This is a genomic window from Maritimibacter alkaliphilus HTCC2654 (assembly GCF_000152805.1).
Classification (GTDB): Bacteria; Pseudomonadota; Alphaproteobacteria; order Rhodobacterales; family Rhodobacteraceae; genus Maritimibacter; species Maritimibacter alkaliphilus.
The window spans coordinates 3,409,361-3,428,318 of the sequence record NZ_CH902578.1 but is presented as its reverse complement, the minus strand read 5'-3'; the positions used below and the strand labels follow the sequence as shown (position 1 = coordinate 3,428,318).

Genomic DNA, 18,958 nt, shown 5'->3' with positions numbered 1-18,958 from the left:
TCAGGCTTCGTGTTTGAGAAGCATCAGGATCGCGACGGCGGTGATGAGCAGGCCAAGCAGCGTCCAGAGGTCCGGCAACCCGTGCCCGAACGCCAACTCCCACAGGATCACCCAGCCGGGGGTGAGATAGGTATAGGCCATGACCTTGGCGCCGGGCAGGCGCATGGTCGCGAAGTTCAGAAGCACGAAGGTCATCGCCGACGCCCCGATCGCCAGATAGGCGAGCGCGACCCAGAAGATCGGCGGCATCGCCCCGAAATCGACGCTGACAAGGTCGCGCGCACTGTATCCCGCGAGCACGAGAAACCCGGCCGACAGCACCCAGAACGACGCGGCAATCGCGCTCTCCCCCCGGCTGAGCTTGCGCATCAGCGGCACGTAGAGCGCATGGGAAATACAGCCGATGAAATAGATCACCTCGCCCCGCCCGATCTGGAACGCGGCCAGCCGCGCCGGGTCGCCCCGGAAGATGACCCAGAGCGCCCCCACCGCGCCCACGGTCAGGGCCAGAGCGATCCGGCGTGTGGTGACCTGCCGCAAGAGCAGCCACGAAAACGCCGCCGTCATCACGGGAACCAGCGTGAACACCGCCGAGGCCGACACCGGCATCGCCGTCTTGAGCCCCTCGAACATCAGTGCGAAATAGCTGCCGAACACGGCGCCCAGCACCAGCCAGCGCCACGGCGCCCGTGCATCGCGCAGCCGGATCGCCCCGGTCGCAACCCCGATAACGCCAAGGATCACCGCCGCGATCGCGAAGCGCAGCGCCATGTAGGCCACCGGGTCGATAAGGTTCGCCGTAAGCGAGCCAAGCGTGAAAGACCCGCCCACCAGCATCGAAAAGGCAAGCATGGCCCCATGGCCCTTGACCGCCTCGGCCCCGCCGAACCGCTCGCTCATTCGCAATCCTTGAGACTGGCCTTGAGATGCTGCGTCAGCGCCTGAACTTTGGCCGTGCGGTGCAGATCCACATGGGTGACAAGCCACAGCTTCGCCGACCATTCGTCGCGCGGCGGCAACACCTGCACAAGGTCCGGCCCGGCCTCGGCCACGGGCGAGAACCCCAGGCCGACACCCGCACGCAGGGCTTCGTAAAGCGACAGATCGTCGATGGCCCGGAACACGACTCGGTCACGCGGGATGTTGGCCGACATCCAGCGCAGCCCCGGCGCGCGGGTCTGTTCGTCATCGGCGCCCACGAAATCATGGGTGACGAGGTCCGCCTCGGTCGGCATCCCCCGCCGTTCGACATAGGACGGCGCGGCGTAAAGCGCGGTTTTCAGCGTCGCCAGTTCCTGCACCACATTGTCGAGTTCCTTGGGCGGGCTGCCGGCCCGGATCGCAACGTGGGCCTCGCCGTATTCCAGACGGAAAATCCGGGGGCCGGTGCGATAGACCAGCGTCACACTCGGGTGCTGGGCCTGAAACTCGGCCAGAACCGGCATCAGCCGCCGGGTGAACGAGGCGAGCGTGGTCACCACCAGCTCGCCCTGCACCGCGCTGCCCTGCCCCGACAGCCGCGCCGAAAGCTGGGCGAACTGATCGTCCGTGGCCTGCGCGACCCGCGCCAGATCCTCGCCCGCCTCGGTCGGCGTGTAACCCCGCGCGTGACGCTGAAACAGCTTCACCCCCAACCGCGCCTCGAGCGCGTCGATGTGGCGGATCACCGTCGCATGATGCACGCCCAGCGCCTGCGCGGCACCCGAAACCGTCCCGTGCCGCACGACTTCGAAGGCGGTGCGCAGCCCGTCCCAATCCTGCATGTCGCCTCCTGTGCGCATGTGAACACTTGTGGCAGAAGGAAGCACGGGATGTGGAGAGAGGCAAGGTCGGGTTTTCGCGGCAGTCCATTGCCGGACCCATCACGACCCACCGAGGACGTCGCCCTTCCCCCCTTCGCGCCAAGGCGGTAGCTTTCGCATGTCAGCCACGCAGAGCCCATGAAAGTCATCACCCACACCCCGGACCTCCTGATCGTCGAAGACCGGCCCGTGTTCATCGCGATCATGCTGATCGTCTTTACGCTGGTCTTTCTCGGTGCGGGTCTGGGTATCCTCGCTGCGGGCGAATGGTGGGGGCTGGTCTTCGCGGGCCTGGGCGGCGGCATGGGGCTGCTCTTCTTCGCGATTTTCGTGCGGCGGGTTCAGGTGGTGTTCCACCGCCCGGACCGCTACGTCGAGTTTCGCCGCAAGAACGTCTTTCGCGCACTCAAGGTCCGCCACGACCTGCGCGATGTCGCCCGCGCCATCGTGGAGCGCAATCGGTCGTCCGAGGGTGGCACGACCTACCGCGTGACGCTGGTGTTCGACGCCGGTGAAAGCGCAGGCCTTCATCCGATCACCTTCGCCTATTCCTCGGGCTCGGGCCACGAACGGACGGCCCGCGCGATCAACGAGTGGCTGGGGGAGCGGTGAAGGTCACGGTGAACACCCCTGATCTGCTCGTCATCGACGACCGGCCGCTGGTCTTCGCGATCATGCTGATCCTGTTCATCCTCGCTTTCGTCGCCGTCGGCTTTTTCCTCGTCTCCGAAGGGATCTGGGCGGGGCTGATCTTCGGTGGCTTCGGCGGCGGGCTCGGCTTGATCGGATACGCCCTGTTCGTGCGGCGGGTTCAGGTGGTGTTCCACCGCCCCGAGGGCTGGATCGAACTGCGCCGCAAATCCGTCTTTTCGACCGAAACGGTGCGCCACGGCCTGTCCGAGGTGTCCCACGCCGAACTCGACATTCTGCGTGGTGCCGGCACGTCGAACACGTGGCGCGTGGTTCTCGTGATCCCCGAGGGCGAAAGCGCGGGACACCACCCGATCACCCTTGCCTATTCCAACGGACCCGGGCACCAGCGGTGCAAGGACGCGATCAACGCTTGGCTGGGGGTGGAATGAGAATTGCGGTGAACCGACCGGACCGGCTGGTGATCGAACACCGCCCGCGCAGCCTGATGATGATGCTCGCGGCCCTCGCGGGCGTGGCGCTTGCGGTCGGCGTGGACCTTGCATGGCACGGGTCACTCTGGGCGGCGGTGCCCCTTGCGCTCGCCCTCGTCCTCGCACTTCTCGTCCATTACGATTTTCTCGCCCACACGACGGTGACGCTGGACCGGACCACGGGCATGGCCGACATCCTCTGGTGCGACGACGCGGGCCTCTCGCGCCGGACCCTGCCTCTGCACGGGATCGAGCGGGCGGTGGTCGACACCATCCGCTCCCACGACGGTCCCGCGATCCGGCGCACGGCGCTGGTCGTGGGCGACCGGCACCACCAACTCACCCGCGCCTTCCTGTCCGGCCCGACACCGGACCGCGTCGCGCGGGCGATCAACGACTGGCTGGCCCGATGAAAGTGACCGAGAACACCCCCGATCTGCTCATCGTCGATTACCGACCCGTGTGGATGAGTCTTGGCCTGATCGCCTTCATCCTGGGGTTCCTCGTCTTCGGCATCGCGATCCTGTCGGAAGGCGACACGCTCAAGGGGGTCACCGTGATCCTGCTCGGCGTGGTCTGTGGCGGCATCGGCTTCGGCGCCTTCGTGCGTCGCGCGCAGGCCGTGTTCCACCGCCCCGAAGGTTGGGTCGAATTGCGCAACAAGTCCATCTTCGGCACCAAGCGCGTGCGCCATGACCTGTCGGAGGTGTCCCGCGCCATCGTCGAAGAATTGTCCGACACCGCCCGCGTCACGCTCGTCATCGACGAAGGACAGTCGGCGGGTCGTCACCCGATCAGCCAGATCTATTCCTCGGGCGACAAGAAGGCCGTCGCGGAGACGATCAACGACTGGCTCGGTGAGCGCTAGTCGCCTTTTGGGTCGAACCGCCGGACCGGGTGATCGTCGCGCCCGCCCGCTGCGTCCCATTCGGCCTCGAGCGCCGCACGCTCGGCATCCATCAGCGCCACCACGTCGGAAATCCGGTCACCGCCGTGGCGCATGTGATCCATGAACCGATGCGAATGGAGGATCGTGGGGCGCGCATCCAGCGGCTCCCACGCGTCGAGCAGGGTCACGCGGCGCAGGTTGAACTCCGGCGGCAGAATGTAGAACCGCAGGTCCGACTCCCACAGCAGGTCTTTCAGCACCGGCTGATCGCGATAGGTGCCCGCCGCCACGTAGCGCCGCACCCACTCGGCCAGAAAGGCGCGCATCGCCTCGGACCGGCGATAGAGCATGACGCCGGAATTGAGCTGCGGAAAGGCATAGGGGGTCGTCACCGAATGCCCGGCGCGGATCAGGTCCGACCTGCGCCGCACGTCATGCGCCAGCGCCAGATCGAAACGGTCCAGAATGTCCCACAGATCGCCCAGCGGGTTCACCACCAGCGTGTCGCAGTCCAGAAACAGCGTGCGAGCGAACCGGGTCAGGGCCATGCAGTCGAGCTTCGAGCGGTCGTGGGGATCCGCGATCAGGTGCACGGCGTCGAACAGCCCCCCCGGCACCGCCTCGGGCGCATCGGTGAACAGGTCCACCGCCAGATCGGGTTCGACCACACGCAGGGACCGCGCGGACGCAACCGCGAGATCGCGGTAGTCGGCCCCTGTGGCCACGTAGATGACGCCCCTGTCCATGCCCGGATGAGCGCATGAGGCTCGTGCCAGCGCAAGCCCAAAGGGCCGTCTGGTTTCGGGCCGAGCCTGCGCCCGGCCCGACCCGCTGGAGGGGCCAGCCCCTCCAGACCTCCCCGAGGTTTTTGAAAACAGAGAAGGGGACGCAGGTGCGCAGGTCGGGTATGCCACCCGGTCGTGCGATGGGGACGCGGACTTGACTCGGGGCAAAGAGGCGCTTAAAGCCCGCATCAACTCCCGGAAGTCGCAAGCTTCCGGTCCCATGGCTTATGCCGGGATCGCCCTCCGTCAGCGCGTTGCGCCCACGGGGGCGCTACTGGTTTGAGTTCACGCGCACCTGCCCCTATCTGGGGTGCAAACGGAATACGGCGAAAGGAGCCGCAATGTTTGAGAGCCTTTCAGATCGGCTGTCCGGTGTCTTTGACCGGCTGACGAAACAAGGTGCGCTGTCGGAAGATGACGTCAAGACCGCCCTGCGCGAGGTGCGGGTGGCGCTGCTCGAGGCCGACGTGTCGCTCCCCGTGGCGCGCGACTTCGTGCGTGCGGTGCAGGACAAGGCCACCGGTCAGGCCGTGACCAAGTCGGTTACGCCCGGTCAGCAGGTCGTCAAGATCGTCCATGACGAATTGGTCGCCGTGCTCACCGGCGCGGAAGACCCCGGCAAGCTCAAGATCGACAACGCGCCCGCACCGATCCTCATGGTCGGTCTGCAGGGTGGCGGTAAGACGACCACGACCGGTAAACTCGCCAAACGCCTCAAGGAGCGCGAGAACAAGCGCGTTCTCATGGCCTCGCTCGACGTCTACCGTCCGGCGGCCATGCATCAGCTCGAAGTGCTGGGGGGCCAGATCGGCGTCGACGTGCTGCCGATCGTCGAGGGACAGAAGCCCGTCGACATCGCCAAGCGTGCCAAGCAGCAGGCCACGATGGGTGGCTATGACGTCTACCTCCTCGACACCGCCGGTCGCCTTCAGATCGACGAAGTTCTCATGCAGGAAGTCGAGGACGTGTCCAAGGCGGTGAACCCGCGTGAAACGCTTCTCGTCGTCGATGGCCTGACCGGTCAGGTCGCCGTGGAAGTCGCCGAAGAGTTCGACGCCAAGGTCGGCATCTCCGGCGTGGTCCTGACCCGGATGGACGGTGACGGGCGCGGCGGTGCCGCGCTGTCGATGCGCGCGGTGACCGGCAAACCCATTCGCTTCGTCGGTGTGGGTGAGAAACTCGACGCGCTCGAAACGTTTGAGCCCGACCGGATCGCAGGCCGCATCCTCGGCATGGGCGACATCGTCGCGCTGGTCGAGAAGGCTCAGGAAACCATCGAGGCCGAGCAGGCCGAGAAAATGATGCGCCGGATGGCCAAGGGTCAGTTCTCGATGAACGACCTGAAAAGCCAGTTCGAGCAGATGATCAAGATGGGCGGCATGGAAAACGTGATGGGGATGCTCCCCGGCATGGGCAAAGCCGCCAAGGGCCTGACGCAGGCCGGGCTCGACGACAAGATGCTGCGCCGTCACATCGCGCTCATCAACTCGATGACCAAGCACGAGCGCCGCAATCCCCAGATCCTTCAGGCCAGCCGCAAAAAGCGGATCGCTGCGGGCGCGGGGATGGAGGTCGCGGACCTCAACAAACTGCTCAAGATGCACCGCCAGATGGCCGACATGATGAAGAAGCTCGGCAAGATGGGCAAAGGCGGGATGCTGAAGAACGCGATGAAATCCATGTTCGGCAAGGACGTGGACCCGACGGAGTTCCAGGATCCCAAGAAACTCGACGAAGCCGCCAAGATGCTCGCCCAGAAGGGCGCGGCGGGTGGTTTTCCCGGCATGGGGAACATGGGCGGCATGCAGATGCCGTCGGACCTGTCCGGTTTTGGAAAGAAGAAATAAGATGACCAGCTTCATCCAGCATATCGTGTTCGCGCTGACGGCGGGCGGCGTGTCTGCGCCGCGCCCGGTGCGTGCGCGGTCTGTCGGAGCCGTGCGCGGATGACGGACGGCATGTGTCAGCCTTGGGAACTGCCCGCCTCTGGCCCGGCCGCGATTTTCGCGGACCGGCTTCAAGCGATGCTGCCCGTGCTCGACACCCCGCGCCTGACCCTGCGCGCGCCGATGCTCGACGATTTCGCGACCTATGCCGCGATCATGGGGTCCAAGCGCGCCGTGCACATGCACGGACCGATGAGCCGCGAAGACGCGTACCTCGATTTCACCTGCACCGTGGCCGGCTGGCTGCTGCGCGGCCACGGCCTCTGGACCGTGATCCGCAAGGACACGGGCGCCGTAGCCGGCTTCGTTCTGGTGAACATGGAGCCGGGCGATCAGGAGCCGGAGCTTGGCTTTTTCCTGACCTCCGAGGCCGAGGGCAACGGCTTTGCGACCGAGGCGGCGCAGGCCGCGCGCGACCATGCGCTGGGGGCCTTGGGGCTGGAGCGCCTCGTCTCCTACGTCGCGCATGGCAACGACCGCTCGGCCCGACTGGCCGAAAAGCTCGGAGCCTTCCGCGATGCTGTGGCCGAGGCCGCTGTCAACGACGACTGCCGCGTCTATCGCCACGCGCCGATGGGCGGCGACGGCGGGATGGAGGCTTACGCATGAGCCAGTTGGAGACCGACATGACCACAGACGTCACCGCCCGCGCCGCCGAGGTTCTGAAAGAACACCGCGCCTCGATCGACCGTCTCGACGCGATCCTCGTCTACACGCTGGGCGAGCGGTTCAAACACACGCAGGCCGTGGGGAAACTCAAGGCCCGGCACGACCTTCCCCCGTCCGATCCGTCGCGCGAAGCGACCCAGATCGCGCGTCTCGAAGATCTGGCGGTTCAGGCCGACCTCGACCCTGAATTCGCCAAGGCTTTTCTGAACTTCATCATTCAGGAAGTCATTCACCACCACGAAAAACATCAGGAATCAGGGGCTTGAGCCCCTTCCATAGCTAATCTCAGGAGACACTCATCATGGCTATGAAAATTCGCCTCGCCCGTGGCGGCACCAAGAAACGCCCCTTCTACCGCATCGTCGCCGCCGACTCGCGCATGGCGCGTGACGGCCGCTTCATCGAAAAACTGGGCACCTACAACCCGCTCCTGCCGAAGGATTCGGAAGAGCGCGTGAAGATGGACCTCGACGCCGTCAAAGCCTGGCTCGACAAGGGCGCCCAGCCGACCGACCGCGTGGCCCGTATGCTCGAAGCCGCCGGCGTGCTCGAGAAGAAAGAACGCAACAACCCGAACAAGGCCGTGCCGGGCAAGAAAGCTCAGGAACGCGCTGAAGAGAAGGCCGAAAAGGCCGCCGCTGCCGCTGCGCCCGCCGAAGAGCCGGCCGAAGAGGCCGCTGCTGAGGAAACCGCGGAGTAACCTCCGGTTTCGCTTGGAACATATCAGGGCGCGGGGTTACATGGCCCCGCGCCTTTTTCGTGAGCAAGGGAGCCTTGGACCGTGAGCGAGGATCGCATCTGCGTCGGCGCGTTCGCCGGATCTTTCGGGGTCGGTGGCGAGGTGCGCGTGAAGTCTTTCTGCGCCGAGCCCGAGGATATCGAAACCTACGGGACCCTCTGGACCGAGGACGGGACGCGCAGTTTTACCCTGTCCCTGACCCGCGCGGTCAAGACCGGCTTCGCGGCGGATGTCGACGGGATCACCACCAAGGAACAGGCCGATGCGCTGAAAGGCGTGCGGCTCTATGCCGACCGTGACGCGTTGCCGTCGTTGCCGGATGACGAATTCTACCATGCCGACCTGATCGGCCTGACCGTGCTCGATACCGGCGGGGCCGAGGTCGGGCGCGTCAGCGCGGTGCACAACCACGGCGCGGGCGACCTGATCGAAGTCGCGGGACCGGGGCTCAAGACACCGGCATTGGTGCCCTTCACCCGCGCCAACGTGCCGACCGTGGACCTGACGGCAGGCCGCATCGTGATCGACCCGCCGGAGGGGACGTTCCCGGAATGACGCGCGTCATCGTCCATGCCGGGTATCACAAGACCGGCACGACGAGCTTGCAGGATTTCATGGCGGCAAACCGCGAAACGCTCGCCCCCGTGCTGGCCTATTACGGCAAGATGGAGTTCCTCGGCGCCGGGGCCGACGCCCGCATCTATGCCCAGCGCCCCTATCCGTGGCGGCTTGCCCGGTTTCGGCGGTCGCTGCGCAAGTTCCTGAAATCCATACCGGATCACGAGTTGATCGTGCTCTCGCGCGAGACGTTCTCGGGCGGAATGCCGGGCCACCATCAGGTCGGCGGTGCCCTGATGACATCCTATTTCGGGCCGTCGCTGAAACTCGCCCATGCGATCATCGCCGAATTGCGCCGCCGCTTCGGCGAGAGCGTCGAGATCACGTTTTTCTACACCACCCGCGCGCGTGAGGCGTGGATCAGGTCGGTCTACGGCCACCTGCTCCGCTCGATCCGGTTGACCGAGGATTTCGAGACTTTCCGTGGCCATTTCCCCGCCCTCGCCTCGCCCGCCGAAGAGGCGCAGCGCATGGCGGGCGCGCTCGCCCCGATCCCCGTCGCCATCGCCGCGTTGGAGGACTGGGGCCACACCGCCGAAGGCCCAGCGGGCGCCCTTCTCGATCTCGCGCGCGTGCCGGGCGACCTGCGCGCCCGCCTGACCCCGGTCGCACGCGCGAACGAAGGACAAACGCCCGAAATTCAGGCCGCCTTCCTTGACCTCAACCGGCAGGCGATGTCCAAATCCGCATTGAGAGAGGCCAAGGCGGCGCTGATCGACGCCGGGCGCTCCGGCAACTGACAAACGCGACCCGCACCGTATGCCATGCGCCCGTCGGCTTCGGCGGATAAGTAATACGGTCCAGACACGAGGGAGAGAGGCAACTGTCGTTCGGGCCATACAGTCGCGCGGGCCTCGCCCTCGTCTTCGTGCCGCTTTACGCGGGTCCGATCCTGTCGGGCTGGGCCGGGCATCCGCTGGCCACCCTGCCCGTCTTCGCCCTCGCCTTCCTGCTTTTCATCGCCGCAAGCCGCCGCCCTGACCTGAGCGACCCCGCCGGGATCGCGGGCCTTGCGATCATGGCGGCAGTGCAGTTCGTGCTGGTCGCCGTCTGCTTCGGGGGCGGGGCGCTCGTCGCGCGGTTCGCAGGTCCGCTCGCCGCCCCGCTGTGGCTGCCCATCGTGATGACCGCCCTCGCCGCCGTTGTCGGGGCCTTGCGGTATTCCGAAAACGCCGAAATGAACGTCTTTCTCGACAGCGCCATCGAAGAGCTAGAAGCTATGAAGGATGGGCGGGCAGCGGACTGGGCCGAGGTTCACCCCGAATCGTCGCCGGACGTTCAGGCCGCCGTCGATAAAACGGTCGCGGCGCTCAGGGGCCTTCCCGCCAATGCCAACGTCGCGATGATCGACTCCATCGTTCAGGATCTCGAACAGCAGACCGACGTCGCCGGATTCGATCCGTTCTACGACGCGGCGGGCATGGTCGACGGGGTCGAGGATCGCCGCGTCGATCTCGGCCTCCTGCGGTTCGTGGCCAGCCCCTATATCCGGCGTAGGCTGGTCGAACGCGGCGAAGGCGGCATCGCCCCGATGCTGATGCTGAACGCCAGCGATCCCGGCGTCCGCTCCGAGGCGCGCAGCCTTCTCGCCACACTCATCGACGAGGGCGCGCCGAACGCGCAGCTTCCCGATCCGGTCTGGCTGGACGAACTGAACGCGGAGTTTCCGGGCGAAGGCTATGACGAGATCGCCCGGCAGCGACGCGACCGGATATCCGCCTGAGCGGCAGATGCGTCGCAAGACCCTCTGACCGACGCCATCGGTGCGCCGTAGTGCCGGGCGCTTCCGACCACGGCCCTGATTTCAGCCACGCGCCATCGACGGACCCTTCACGCTGGCGGCTTCCCAAGCCGTGCGCCCCGCGCTATGAGCGCGGCCATGACAAACCCGCCCAAATCCCACGGTCGGCTGGCCGTGCGCCCCACCCTGCGCCCCCGTTCGCTGATGGAGGACAACCCCGACCTCGTGGGCAACTGGCGCGCGCGGGTCATCACGCTGTTTCCCGAGGCCTTCCCCGGCGTGCTGGGCGAAAGTCTGACGGGCCGCGCGCTGGCCGAGCGCAAGTGGGGGCTGGAGACCATCGCGCTGCGCGAGTTCGGCGAGGGCAAGCACCGCAACGTGGATGACACACCGGCGGGCGGCGGCGCCGGGATGGTGCTGCGGGCGGATGTGGTGTCACAGGCGCTCGACCGGGCGCGCGAAGGCACCCCGATGGACCGCGCCCGCTGGCCCATCGTCTACCTGTCCCCGCGCGGGCGACTGTTCGATCAGGCCACCGCGCGCCGCTGGGCCGCGGGCGACGGGATCACCCTGCTCTGCGGTCGGTTCGAAGGCGTGGACGAGCGTGTGCTCGAAGAATACGCGATCGAAGAGGTGAGCTTGGGCGACTTCGTTCTGACCGGGGGCGAAATCGCGGCGCAGGCGATGATCGACACGACCGTGCGGCTTTTGCCCGGTGTGCTGGGCAACGCCGCATCGACCGAAGAGGAAAGCCATTCCTCGGGCCTTCTGGAGCATCCGCAATACACCCGGCCCGCCGAATGGCGCGGGCGGGCGATTCCCCCGGTCCTGCTTTCCGGCAACCACGCCGAGATCGAAAAATGGCGCCGCGCACAGTCCGAGGCCCTGACCCGTGACCGTCGCCCCGACCTTTGGGCGCGCTACCGCGACGACTGACCAAGCGCACGCTTGTCGCCACCCCCCTTGCCCGGCTAGGCTCGACCCGACCGCACAGGCAGGAGCGCCCATGTCCCGCGCCAAGAGCGACGAGATCACCATCCAGTTCGACGGATCGAAGTGCATCCACGCGCGCCGCTGCGTGCTGGGCCTACCCGCCGTGTTCAAACCCGGCACGCCGGGCGGTTGGCTGTTTCCCGAGAACGCCCGCGCCGCCGAGATCGCGCGCGTGATCGACGCCTGCCCCTCCGGTGCGCTCAGCTACACGCGCCACGACGGCGGCATGGGCGAACAGGTCCCGCCCGTGAATACGGTGCGCCTGTGGGAGAACGGGCCGAACGAGTTGCGCGGCGACCTGTGGATCGACGAGGCGCCGACGACCCGGATGCTCCTGTGTCGCTGCGGTCAGTCCAAGAACAAACCCTTCTGCGACAATTCCCACGTCGCCGCCGGATTCACCGCAACCAGCGAACCCGAAACGCAGGACGCACAGGAAACCGAGATCGGCGGCGATCTGACCGTCACGCCGCTGCCCAATGGCCCGGTGAAGATCGAGGGGCATGTGGAGGTCATCGCGGCCTCGGGCCGTCAGGTCGCGGTCGGCGAAAAGATGTTTCTGTGCCGCTGCGGACAATCGGCCAACAAGCCGTTCTGCGACGGCAGCCACACACGCGCGGGGTTTACGACCGAATGAGTATCGACGTCACCAAGGAACAGGGCGAGACCAAGGGGCGCTTCGTCGCCGTGGTCGACGGGCACGAGGCGGAACTGACCTATTCGCGCACCAGCGCCACCCTCATCATCGCCGATCACACCGGGGTTCCCGACGCGCTTAAGGGGCAAGGCGTGGGTCAGGCGCTGGTCGAGGCCCTGATTGCCGACGCGCGCGAGAACGGCTATCGCATCATCCCGCTCTGCCCGTTCGTGAAAGCGCAATACGCCCGCCACCCGGAGTGGTCGGACGTCATGCAATAAAGGGATTCGAGGCGTTCAAAAGCCTTGATCCAAAGTGATTCTGCTCTTATACGCTGCCCGTCCGGGCCCCTCGCGGGGCATCCGGGCCGTTGTCCAATGCCAGGGCACCCGCTTCTTCGGTGGGCAGGTCGGCCGGACGACGAGACCAAAGGAACAGTGACCTGAACCCTCCGGTGGGCGCACGCGCAAGCGACAAGCGGACCCAGTCGAAGACACGGAGCTCTGAGGCGCGTCAAACTTCGCGGGTCAACCGTGAGCAGCATAGGAGTGGTCCGATGGACCTGATCGCACAACTGGAAGCCGAGCAGATTGCCGAGCTCGGGAAAGACATTCCGGATTTCAAAGCGGGTGACACCATCCGCGTCGGCTACAAGGTGACCGAAGGCACGCGCACCCGCGTGCAGGCCTACGAAGGCGTCTGCATTTCGCGCAAGAACGGCGCGGGCATTGCCGGTTCGTTCACCGTTCGCAAGATTTCCTTCGGCGAAGGCGTGGAACGCGTGTTCCCGCTCTACTCGACCAACATCGAGTCGATCGAAGTGGTGCGTCGCGGTAAAGTCCGCCGCGCCAAGCTCTACTACCTCCGTTCGCGTCGCGGCAAATCGGCCCGTATCGCGGAAGACACCACCTACAAGCCGCTCAAAGCGAAAGCCTGAGGAGAGACGAGATGAAAAAGGAAACCCATCCGGACTACCACATCATCGACGTCAAGATGACCGATGGCACCGTGGTGCAGATGAAATCGACCTGGGGCGCCGAGGGCGACACGCTGTCGCTCGACATCGACCCCACCGTTCACCCGGCCTGGACCGGCGGCTCGTCCCGCCTGATGGACACCGGCGGCCGCGTGTCGAAGTTCAAGAACAAGTACGCCGGTCTCGGCTTCTGAGCCAGCCCGCAAGACGTATCGGAAACGCCGCCCCAAACGGGCGGCGTTTTTCGTTGGGCTATTTCGTCGCCCGCGGCACAGGGGCCAGAATGTCCGAGAACATGCGCCGCCATTCGTCCGGCTGCGTCTCGGGCACCACGGCGTTCAGGTAGCAGCGGCGCGACTGGATCAGCAGGTAGACCGGATCGTTCTCCCGGATCGGTTCGGACAGCGGCTCGCCTGTTTTCCTCAGTTGGGCCAGGGCTTCGGCAAGCTTCTCCTGCCGATAGTCGCCCTCGGTCTTCATCGCCTTCACCGCGTGATAGGCGGCGAGGATCGCGTTCAGCGCCGGGCGTCGCCGGCCCGCGAAAGCATCGCCTTTTTCAAAGCCGAAGGCGTTTTCGCCGCTCGTGTCGTTGGGAAACAGAAACCGGCCCGCATCCACCATGCCCGACAGCCGGGTGGCAAGGCGTTCGAGTTCGGCGCGCACCTGTGCCGGGTCTTCCACACTGTCGCGCACCGCAAGCACATCGGCGACGATTTCGAAGTATTCCTTGGAAAACGCCGTCACCTCGCGCCGGTATTCGCCCAACAGCGCATAGCGTTGCGTGTGCCGGTCGTGGCGTCTGAGGTTGCGGCTGATGACGAAACCGACCCCCGCGATCATCAGGCCCGAAAGCGCCGAGACGGCTTCCCATGTGATGACGTCGAGGGTGAAGTTCAGGTCAATCGGCATCGCGAAACGCAGTCTGGGGCAATCGCGACCCACTGTCCGGCCTTTTGCCATGCGCGGCAAGGGTGGTGATGCGTGATTGCGCAGGCCGGCCGCACCCGCCGACCTGCGCGCACCGTGGCCCCCGCCCGGCTGGACGAAGAGAGGCCCCGGTGATCCTCAGAACACGAAATCGTCGGCCCCAAGGTCGCGCGCGTCGATTGCGACGAGGAACGCTGTCCCTTCGCCGTAGTCGATGAGAGCGCCCGTGGTGGTCTCGCCGTCGATCCGTGCCGTCGTGTTCATGATGGTAAGGTCGGAATAGCGCGCACCCGTTTCGGACAGGTCGAGCGTATCCTCGCCCGCGTCGTAATCCGTGACCAGGTTCGACCCCGCGCCCTTGAACACGAAGCGGTCCGCACCCTGCTTTCCGCTCAGAATGTCGTGTCCCGGACCGCCGACCAGAACGTCGTCACCGCGCCCCGCAATGATGACGTCATCCCCGCTCCCGCCGTAAAGCCAGTCGTTGCCCCGCCCGCCCTTGAGGGTATCGTGGCCCGCCTCGCCGAAGATCTGGTCATGCCCGCGATTGCCGCGCAGGTCGTCGTCCCCCGGCCCGCCAAGGATCGTGTCCGGCCCTTTGCGCCCTTTGGTGAAGTCGTCCCCGGTCCCGGTCAGAATCTTGTCGCGGCCCTTGTTGCCCTGCACCCAGTCGTCGCCGCCGCCCGCGTTGATGAAATCGTGCCCGGCCCGGCCCCAGATCTCATCGCTGCCGTCGGTGCCGTAAATCCGGTCGGCGGTCATCGCGCCCGAGATATATTCCGGTGCGGCGAAGCGGTCGGCGGCGCCGTTCAGCACGTATTCGACCATGACCACCTCGAACGGTTTCAGGGTCACGTCGATGACGGCGGAATTGCCCAGATCGCCCGCCGACAGCGGGTCGGTTTCGGCAAACCACCGCGCCTCGTTCCAGTGGGCCGCGTCGTTGATGAGCGATATGCGCTGGCCGGACATCGACGAAAACCCCGGCACATAGGCCGACACATCCAACTCGACATCCTGTGTCGCCGCGTCGCGCGACGAGATGAAGACGACGAAGCGGTCGGCGCTGCCGTAGCTGTTCACCTCGACCGTCTGGACCGCCGCATCCGCCGCGCTGAACCCGTTATCCAGCACCTCCAGCCCAATTGTGTATTCCGCCATCAGCCGGAACGCCTGCCCGCGCGCGGTCAGCTTGTCGCTATCGGCCCCGTCGCGGTCGGTGTGGCTGCCCGCGAAATCGACCGAGCCGTCCAGTTCGATGGGCCAGACATTCGCGCTGCTGGCCCCCATCCGCACCAGCCCTTCGAACATCTCCAGCACGACGCCCGCCGATTTCAGCCCCCATTGCTCGCGCGCTTCCCACGCAACGCCCCATTCCGTCACTGCGATGTCCAGCACGCCGTGGCGCGCCGGATCGAAGGCCGCGCTCCACTGACGGATGTCCCACTGCATTTCGCGGAAGTAACGGTTGGCCTTTTCCGGCGCGGTGTCCCCGATGTTCAGGGGATCGGTCGTCTCGACGAAATAATAGTGCTCGATCAACCCGTCGATCGCCACCTTCGCCGCGTCGGTGAGTTCGGCCAGCACGTCGATGTTGGCCTGCGTGACCTTCGCGGGCCAGTCCATCCCGTTGCCGTAATAGACCCCGCCCAGCTTGAAATCGCGGCCCCATTGTTGGCCGGACTGGACGAGGATTGCGGGTTGATCGGCCCCCGCCCCCAGAACCCTGTCCAGTCCGGCCTGCGCTGCAATCGCCACGGCATTCGCGAGGATGCCGTATTCCTGCGAGGTCATCCGATCCACGGCGCCCCAGTATTCGTTCCCGATCTCGAACCCGTCGATCACCGCCTCGGGGTGACGCGCGACGAGGTCCGCGACGAACTCCCCGATCTCGGCCACCGCCGCCATGTCGAGCCTGCGCGGCGCCTGCCCCACGGGGTCGCCCACGAACAGGTGGCTCGTCGGCAGCACGATGGTCGCCGCCCGGCCCTGCGCGGTGGTCCAGTCGAGAAAGGCGTCCAGCCCGATGAAGCTGTAGGCATCGGTCACATGGGCGGGCAGCGTGTTGGGATCGTCATAGAACGCGGCCCCCCACTCCTCCGTCATCGTCCCGCCGGGATAGCGCAGGCCGGTGACGCCTAGCTGATCGACCGCCTGCACGAAGCTGCCGTCCGGGTCGAGCGAGTTGAGCGAATAAAGCGTGTTGCCGCCGAACAGCTCTGGCCGCACCGTCAGGCCCGTCGCAGGCTGATGGGTGAGTTCGAGCTTCATGGGTCCCCCGGTCCGCAGACAAGAATTCCGTCGCAATGCGACGTAACCGCCATTATCTGCCCCCAAACCCGCCTTGTTCTTACCTTATTCCTGCCACATTTCCCTATGAGCGATTTGGAAACAGACTGTGCGGACCCGTCCTGCCCGCCCCCGCACCATCACGCACCGATGCGCTTCGCCGGGTGCTCCGCCGCCGGATGCGGATGGCCTTCGTCGCGTCAGGGCAAGGGCGGTTCCGCTTCCAAATCCCGACCTCCCACCATATAGTGTGGCAAAGCGTCGGCACAGGCGCATCATCGGGACAGTTTCGGGGGCCGGGCGTGGCGCATATCATCGTTGTGGGGAACGAAAAGGGCGGGGCTGGCAAGTCGACCGTTTCCATGCACGTGGCGACCGCGCTGGCCCGTCTGGGCTTCAAGGTCGGCGTTCTTGACCTCGACCTGCGTCAACGGACCTTCGGCCGCTACATGGCGAACCGCGCCGCGACCATCGCCAAGGAAGGCGTGGACCTGCCCTCGCCCGTCTACCACGAACTGCCCGAGATAGATCAGGCGAGCCTCAAGCCCGGCGAAAACCCTTATGACCGCAGGCTCTCGCAAGCCGTGGCCGAGATCGAGCCGACCTGCGATTTCATCCTGATCGACTGCCCCGGCTCCCACACCCGGCTAAGTCAGGTGGCGCATACGCTGGCCGATACGCTCATCACCCCGCTCAATGACAGCTTTGTCGATTTCGACCTGCTCGCCCATATCGACAGCGACTCGAACAAGGTGCTCGGCCCTTCGGTCTATGCGGAGATGGTGTGGAACGCGCGCCAGCTTCGCGCGCAGGCGGGTCTTAAGCCGATCGACTGGATCGTGGTGCGCAACCGGCTGGGGGCGCAGGCGATGATCAACAAGAAAAAGATGGGCGACGCGCTCAAGAACCTGTCGCGCCGGATCGGGTTCCGCACCGCGCCCGGCTTCAACGAGCGGGTGATCTTTCGCGAATTGTTCCCGCGCGGCCTGACGCTTCTCGACCTGCGCGACGTGGGCGTCGTCGGTCAGATGAACATCTCGAACGTGGCCGCGCGTCAGGAACTGCGCGACCTGATGAAAGAGCTAAAGCTGCCCGGCGTCACCGTCGATTTCTGACCCGTCCAGCGGCACCAGCCCGGTCCCCCGACGCTTGAACCGCGCCTGCGTGCGCTCGGTGAAATCGGTGCCGTCGGCCTCGACCGCCATGCGCGTGACGGTCAGCCGGTCGCCGGTCATGTCGAGCAGGGCGAAATCGTTCACCTCGCCACGCAGGCGGCTCGACAGGCTCGTGCCGGCATGGACCTGAATCGGGCCGACATGGCCGGGGCGCGTCAAGAACGGGCCGGTGTGCCACATATGCAGATGCCCCGACAGCACCACATGGGTGCCGCAGGCCTTGAGCCGCTCCAGCATCGGCTCGGCCCGTTTCATCGGCGTCTTGTGGCTCGCATGATCCTGCTCGAACGGGTGATGGGCCATCAGGATGTTGAACCGGTCGTCCGGCCCACCGTCGAAAAGGGAACAGACCCGCCGGATCGCGCCCGCCCGCGCCCGGCCCCGCTGCCCGGCGAACCGATCCACCGTGTTCAGACCCGCGACAAGGTAATCCTCGCCCTCGTGGCAGGGCTCCAGATCCAGCGCGATGTTCTCGCGATATTTTCGGAACGGCTTCAGAAACCTATCCCACGGTTGATAAAGCGGAATGTCGTGATTGCCCGGCACCGCCAGCCAGCGCGCACCGAGACCGTCAAGAAACTCCCGCGCCGCCGCGAACTCCCGCGACCGGGCGCGTTGTGTCAGATCGCCCGACACCACGACCAGATCCGGGTGCGCGGCGTTGATCGCATCGGACAGCGGTGCGAGCAATTCGGGGCGCGCGCGCCCGAAGTGAAGGTCGGACAGGTGGACGAGACGGCTCATGCCGGACGCGAACCGGCCTTCGGGCGGATGACGTCCAGCCCACGCTGGTCCAGCCGTATGCGATAGGGCCCGCGCATCGGTTCCTTCTCGCCGTCGCGCACGACGAGCCGCTTGTGCTTGCCCGGATCGATCACGATCTCGCGCCCGGTGACGAGGCGGAAGTCGCGCCCCTCCTGCATCCGGCGCGCGGCGAGTTTGGCGGCGTGTTTGACCAGCCCCCAGCGCCCGACGTCATCGGCAAGGAACAGCGCCAGCTTGCCCTCGCGCACCTCGTCGGCGCCTTGCAGGGCGAAGCGTTCAAGCTGGAAGGCCGAATTGCAGACGAAGGCGAGCGGGGATCTCACCGACATCCGCTCGCCATCCACTTCGATCTTCATGGTCATGGGGTCGTAGAACTTCACCAGCGCCCGCAGGACCGACCAATAGGCGGCGATGCGCGAACGCCCGAATTGCTTATAGGTGTCTTCACGCTGCTGAAGGATCGCGGAATAGACCCCGATCGAGGTGTTGTTCAGGAACACCTTGTCGTTCACCCGACCGATGGCCGCCGGGCGCACCTCGCCGTCGCAGATTGCGGCGACGGCATCCTCGGCCGTTTCCGGGATACCGAGCGAGCGCGCGAAATAGTTGAACGTCCCCATCGGGATCACGCCCAGCGGCACGCCCGAGCCGACCATCCGGTTCGCCACGCCGCAGATGGTGCCGTCGCCCCCCGCCGCGATCACGGCAGATGCCCCGGCGTTCAGGGCGCGGCGGGTCAGCTTCTCGACCGAGCCGCCCCGTTCGTCGACGTGAAAGGTCACCCGACCGCCATGTTTGGCGACGCAGGCCTCGAGCGCATCGGTGATGGCCGTGCCTTCACGGCGCCCCGAGCGGGCGTTGATCACCACATGGGTGTTCATCA

General features: G+C 66.0%; 24 protein-coding genes. 17 read left to right on the top strand and 7 right to left on the bottom strand.

Translation table 11 applies throughout. From position 1 onward, the window contains the following. Together RB2654_RS17845 and RB2654_RS17840 are read right to left on the bottom strand one after the other, a co-directional pair. Complete coding sequence (locus RB2654_RS17845; protein WP_008334441.1) at positions 1-900, bottom strand: DMT family transporter; 900 nt, start codon at positions 898-900, stop codon at positions 1-3. After that, entirely contained in the window at positions 897-1,763 is an 867-nt protein-coding gene (locus RB2654_RS17840) for a LysR family transcriptional regulator (RefSeq protein ID WP_008334440.1), read from the bottom strand. Before RB2654_RS17840 ends, RB2654_RS17845 begins: the two co-directional genes overlap by 4 nt. Positions 1,764-1,940: 177 nt before the next feature. On the opposite strand from RB2654_RS17840, the gene RB2654_RS17835 reads away from it, so the two are divergent. The 4 genes from RB2654_RS17835 to RB2654_RS17820 are packed head-to-tail and all read left to right on the top strand — an operon-like array spanning position 1,941 to position 3,794. Further along, entirely contained in the window at positions 1,941-2,414 is a 474-nt protein-coding gene (locus tag RB2654_RS17835) for a hypothetical protein (RefSeq protein ID WP_008334434.1), read from the top strand. Positions 2,415-2,422: 8 nt separating this feature from the next. Beyond that, positions 2,423-2,884 carry a hypothetical protein gene (locus RB2654_RS17830; RefSeq protein ID WP_246146577.1) on the top strand — a complete coding sequence of 154 codons (462 nt, stop codon included), beginning with the start codon at positions 2,423-2,425 and terminating at the stop codon, positions 2,882-2,884. Continuing rightward, a complete protein-coding gene (locus RB2654_RS17825) occupies positions 2,881-3,339 on the top strand; it encodes a hypothetical protein (protein WP_008334431.1) in 459 nt (152 codons plus the stop codon). The genes RB2654_RS17830 and RB2654_RS17825 overlap by 4 nt, the downstream gene beginning before the upstream one ends. Then, a complete protein-coding gene (locus tag RB2654_RS17820) occupies positions 3,336-3,794 on the top strand; it encodes a hypothetical protein (RefSeq protein WP_008334430.1) in 459 nt (152 codons plus the stop codon). Before RB2654_RS17825 ends, RB2654_RS17820 begins: the two co-directional genes overlap by 4 nt. On the opposite strand, the gene RB2654_RS17815 is transcribed toward RB2654_RS17820, so the two are convergent. Next, positions 3,791-4,561, bottom strand: a complete 771-nt coding sequence (locus tag RB2654_RS17815; protein WP_008334429.1) for a putative nucleotide-diphospho-sugar transferase — start codon at positions 4,559-4,561, stop codon at positions 3,791-3,793. The genes RB2654_RS17820 and RB2654_RS17815 overlap by 4 nt on opposite strands. A gap of 380 nt (positions 4,562-4,941) precedes the next feature. Here RB2654_RS17815 and ffh point away from each other — a divergent pair, with 380 nt between their 5' ends. From ffh to rpmE, 12 genes are all read left to right on the top strand, one after another. Continuing rightward, entirely contained in the window at positions 4,942-6,447 is a 1,506-nt protein-coding gene (gene ffh / locus RB2654_RS17810) for a signal recognition particle protein (protein WP_008334428.1), read from the top strand. Positions 6,448-6,546: 99 nt separating this feature from the next. Beyond that, on the top strand, positions 6,547-7,155 hold the full coding sequence (locus tag RB2654_RS17805) for a GNAT family N-acetyltransferase (RefSeq protein WP_008334426.1): 609 nt from the start codon (positions 6,547-6,549) through the stop codon (positions 7,153-7,155). Positions 7,156-7,172: 17 nt separating this feature from the next. Further along, positions 7,173-7,481, top strand: a complete 309-nt coding sequence (locus RB2654_RS17800; protein WP_040885820.1) for a chorismate mutase — start codon at positions 7,173-7,175, stop codon at positions 7,479-7,481. Positions 7,482-7,516: 35 nt separating this feature from the next. Then, a complete protein-coding gene (gene rpsP / locus RB2654_RS17795; protein ID WP_040885212.1) occupies positions 7,517-7,915 on the top strand; it encodes a 30S ribosomal protein S16 in 399 nt (132 codons plus the stop codon). Between the two features lie 81 nt (positions 7,916-7,996). Then, the gene (gene rimM / locus RB2654_RS17790) at positions 7,997-8,509 is read left to right on the top strand and encodes a ribosome maturation factor RimM (protein ID WP_008334423.1); all 513 of its coding nucleotides are present in this window, start codon (positions 7,997-7,999) and stop codon (positions 8,507-8,509) included. Next, positions 8,506-9,312 carry a hypothetical protein gene (locus RB2654_RS17785; RefSeq protein WP_008334417.1) on the top strand — a complete coding sequence of 269 codons (807 nt, stop codon included), beginning with the start codon at positions 8,506-8,508 and terminating at the stop codon, positions 9,310-9,312. Before rimM ends, RB2654_RS17785 begins: the two co-directional genes overlap by 4 nt. Before the next feature lie 128 nt (positions 9,313-9,440). After that, a complete protein-coding gene (locus RB2654_RS17780) occupies positions 9,441-10,295 on the top strand; it encodes a hypothetical protein (RefSeq protein ID WP_008334415.1) in 855 nt (284 codons plus the stop codon). Between the two features lie 156 nt (positions 10,296-10,451). Further along, positions 10,452-11,249: a tRNA (guanosine(37)-N1)-methyltransferase TrmD gene (gene trmD / locus RB2654_RS17775; RefSeq protein WP_040885819.1), complete on the top strand. Its 798-nt coding sequence runs from the start codon at positions 10,452-10,454 to the stop codon at positions 11,247-11,249. A 70-nt stretch (positions 11,250-11,319) separates the two neighbouring features. Then, positions 11,320-11,943, top strand: coding sequence for a CDGSH iron-sulfur domain-containing protein (locus RB2654_RS23935; RefSeq protein WP_008334411.1), 624 nt, complete (start codon positions 11,320-11,322; stop codon positions 11,941-11,943). Further along, positions 11,940-12,224, top strand: coding sequence for a GNAT family N-acetyltransferase (locus RB2654_RS17765; protein ID WP_008334409.1), 285 nt, complete (start codon positions 11,940-11,942; stop codon positions 12,222-12,224). Before RB2654_RS23935 ends, RB2654_RS17765 begins: the two co-directional genes overlap by 4 nt. A 275-nt stretch (positions 12,225-12,499) precedes the next feature. Further along, entirely contained in the window at positions 12,500-12,880 is a 381-nt protein-coding gene (rplS, locus tag RB2654_RS17760; protein ID WP_008334407.1) for a 50S ribosomal protein L19, read from the top strand. Positions 12,881-12,891: 11 nt separating this feature from the next. Beyond that, positions 12,892-13,113 (top strand): 50S ribosomal protein L31, encoded by a 222-nt coding sequence (gene rpmE, locus RB2654_RS17755; RefSeq protein WP_008334405.1) that lies wholly within the window; start codon positions 12,892-12,894, stop codon positions 13,111-13,113. A gap of 58 nt (positions 13,114-13,171) precedes the next feature. On the opposite strand, the gene RB2654_RS17750 is transcribed toward rpmE, so the two are convergent. Together RB2654_RS17750 and RB2654_RS22580 are read right to left on the bottom strand one after the other, a co-directional pair. After that, on the bottom strand, positions 13,172-13,828 hold the full coding sequence (locus RB2654_RS17750) for a hypothetical protein (RefSeq protein ID WP_008334404.1): 657 nt from the start codon (positions 13,826-13,828) through the stop codon (positions 13,172-13,174). 156 nt (positions 13,829-13,984) lie between these two features. Further along, complete coding sequence (locus RB2654_RS22580; protein ID WP_008334402.1) at positions 13,985-16,117, bottom strand: calcium-binding protein; 2,133 nt, start codon at positions 16,115-16,117, stop codon at positions 13,985-13,987. Between the two features lie 320 nt (positions 16,118-16,437). Between RB2654_RS22580 and RB2654_RS17740 the strand changes: the two genes are divergently transcribed. Then, positions 16,438-17,250, top strand: a complete 813-nt coding sequence (locus tag RB2654_RS17740; RefSeq protein WP_008334401.1) for a division plane positioning ATPase MipZ — start codon at positions 16,438-16,440, stop codon at positions 17,248-17,250. On the opposite strand, the gene RB2654_RS17735 is transcribed toward RB2654_RS17740, so the two are convergent. Both RB2654_RS17735 and RB2654_RS17730 read right to left on the bottom strand, forming a co-directional pair. Continuing rightward, positions 17,218-18,054: a metallophosphoesterase family protein gene (locus RB2654_RS17735; protein WP_008334400.1), complete on the bottom strand. Its 837-nt coding sequence runs from the start codon at positions 18,052-18,054 to the stop codon at positions 17,218-17,220. The two genes, RB2654_RS17740 and RB2654_RS17735, sit on opposite strands and share 33 nt — an antisense overlap. Next, positions 18,051-18,956 carry a diacylglycerol/lipid kinase family protein gene (locus RB2654_RS17730; RefSeq protein ID WP_040885209.1) on the bottom strand — a complete coding sequence of 302 codons (906 nt, stop codon included), beginning with the start codon at positions 18,954-18,956 and terminating at the stop codon, positions 18,051-18,053. Before RB2654_RS17730 ends, RB2654_RS17735 begins: the two co-directional genes overlap by 4 nt. Between the last annotated feature and the right edge of the window lie 2 nt (positions 18,957-18,958).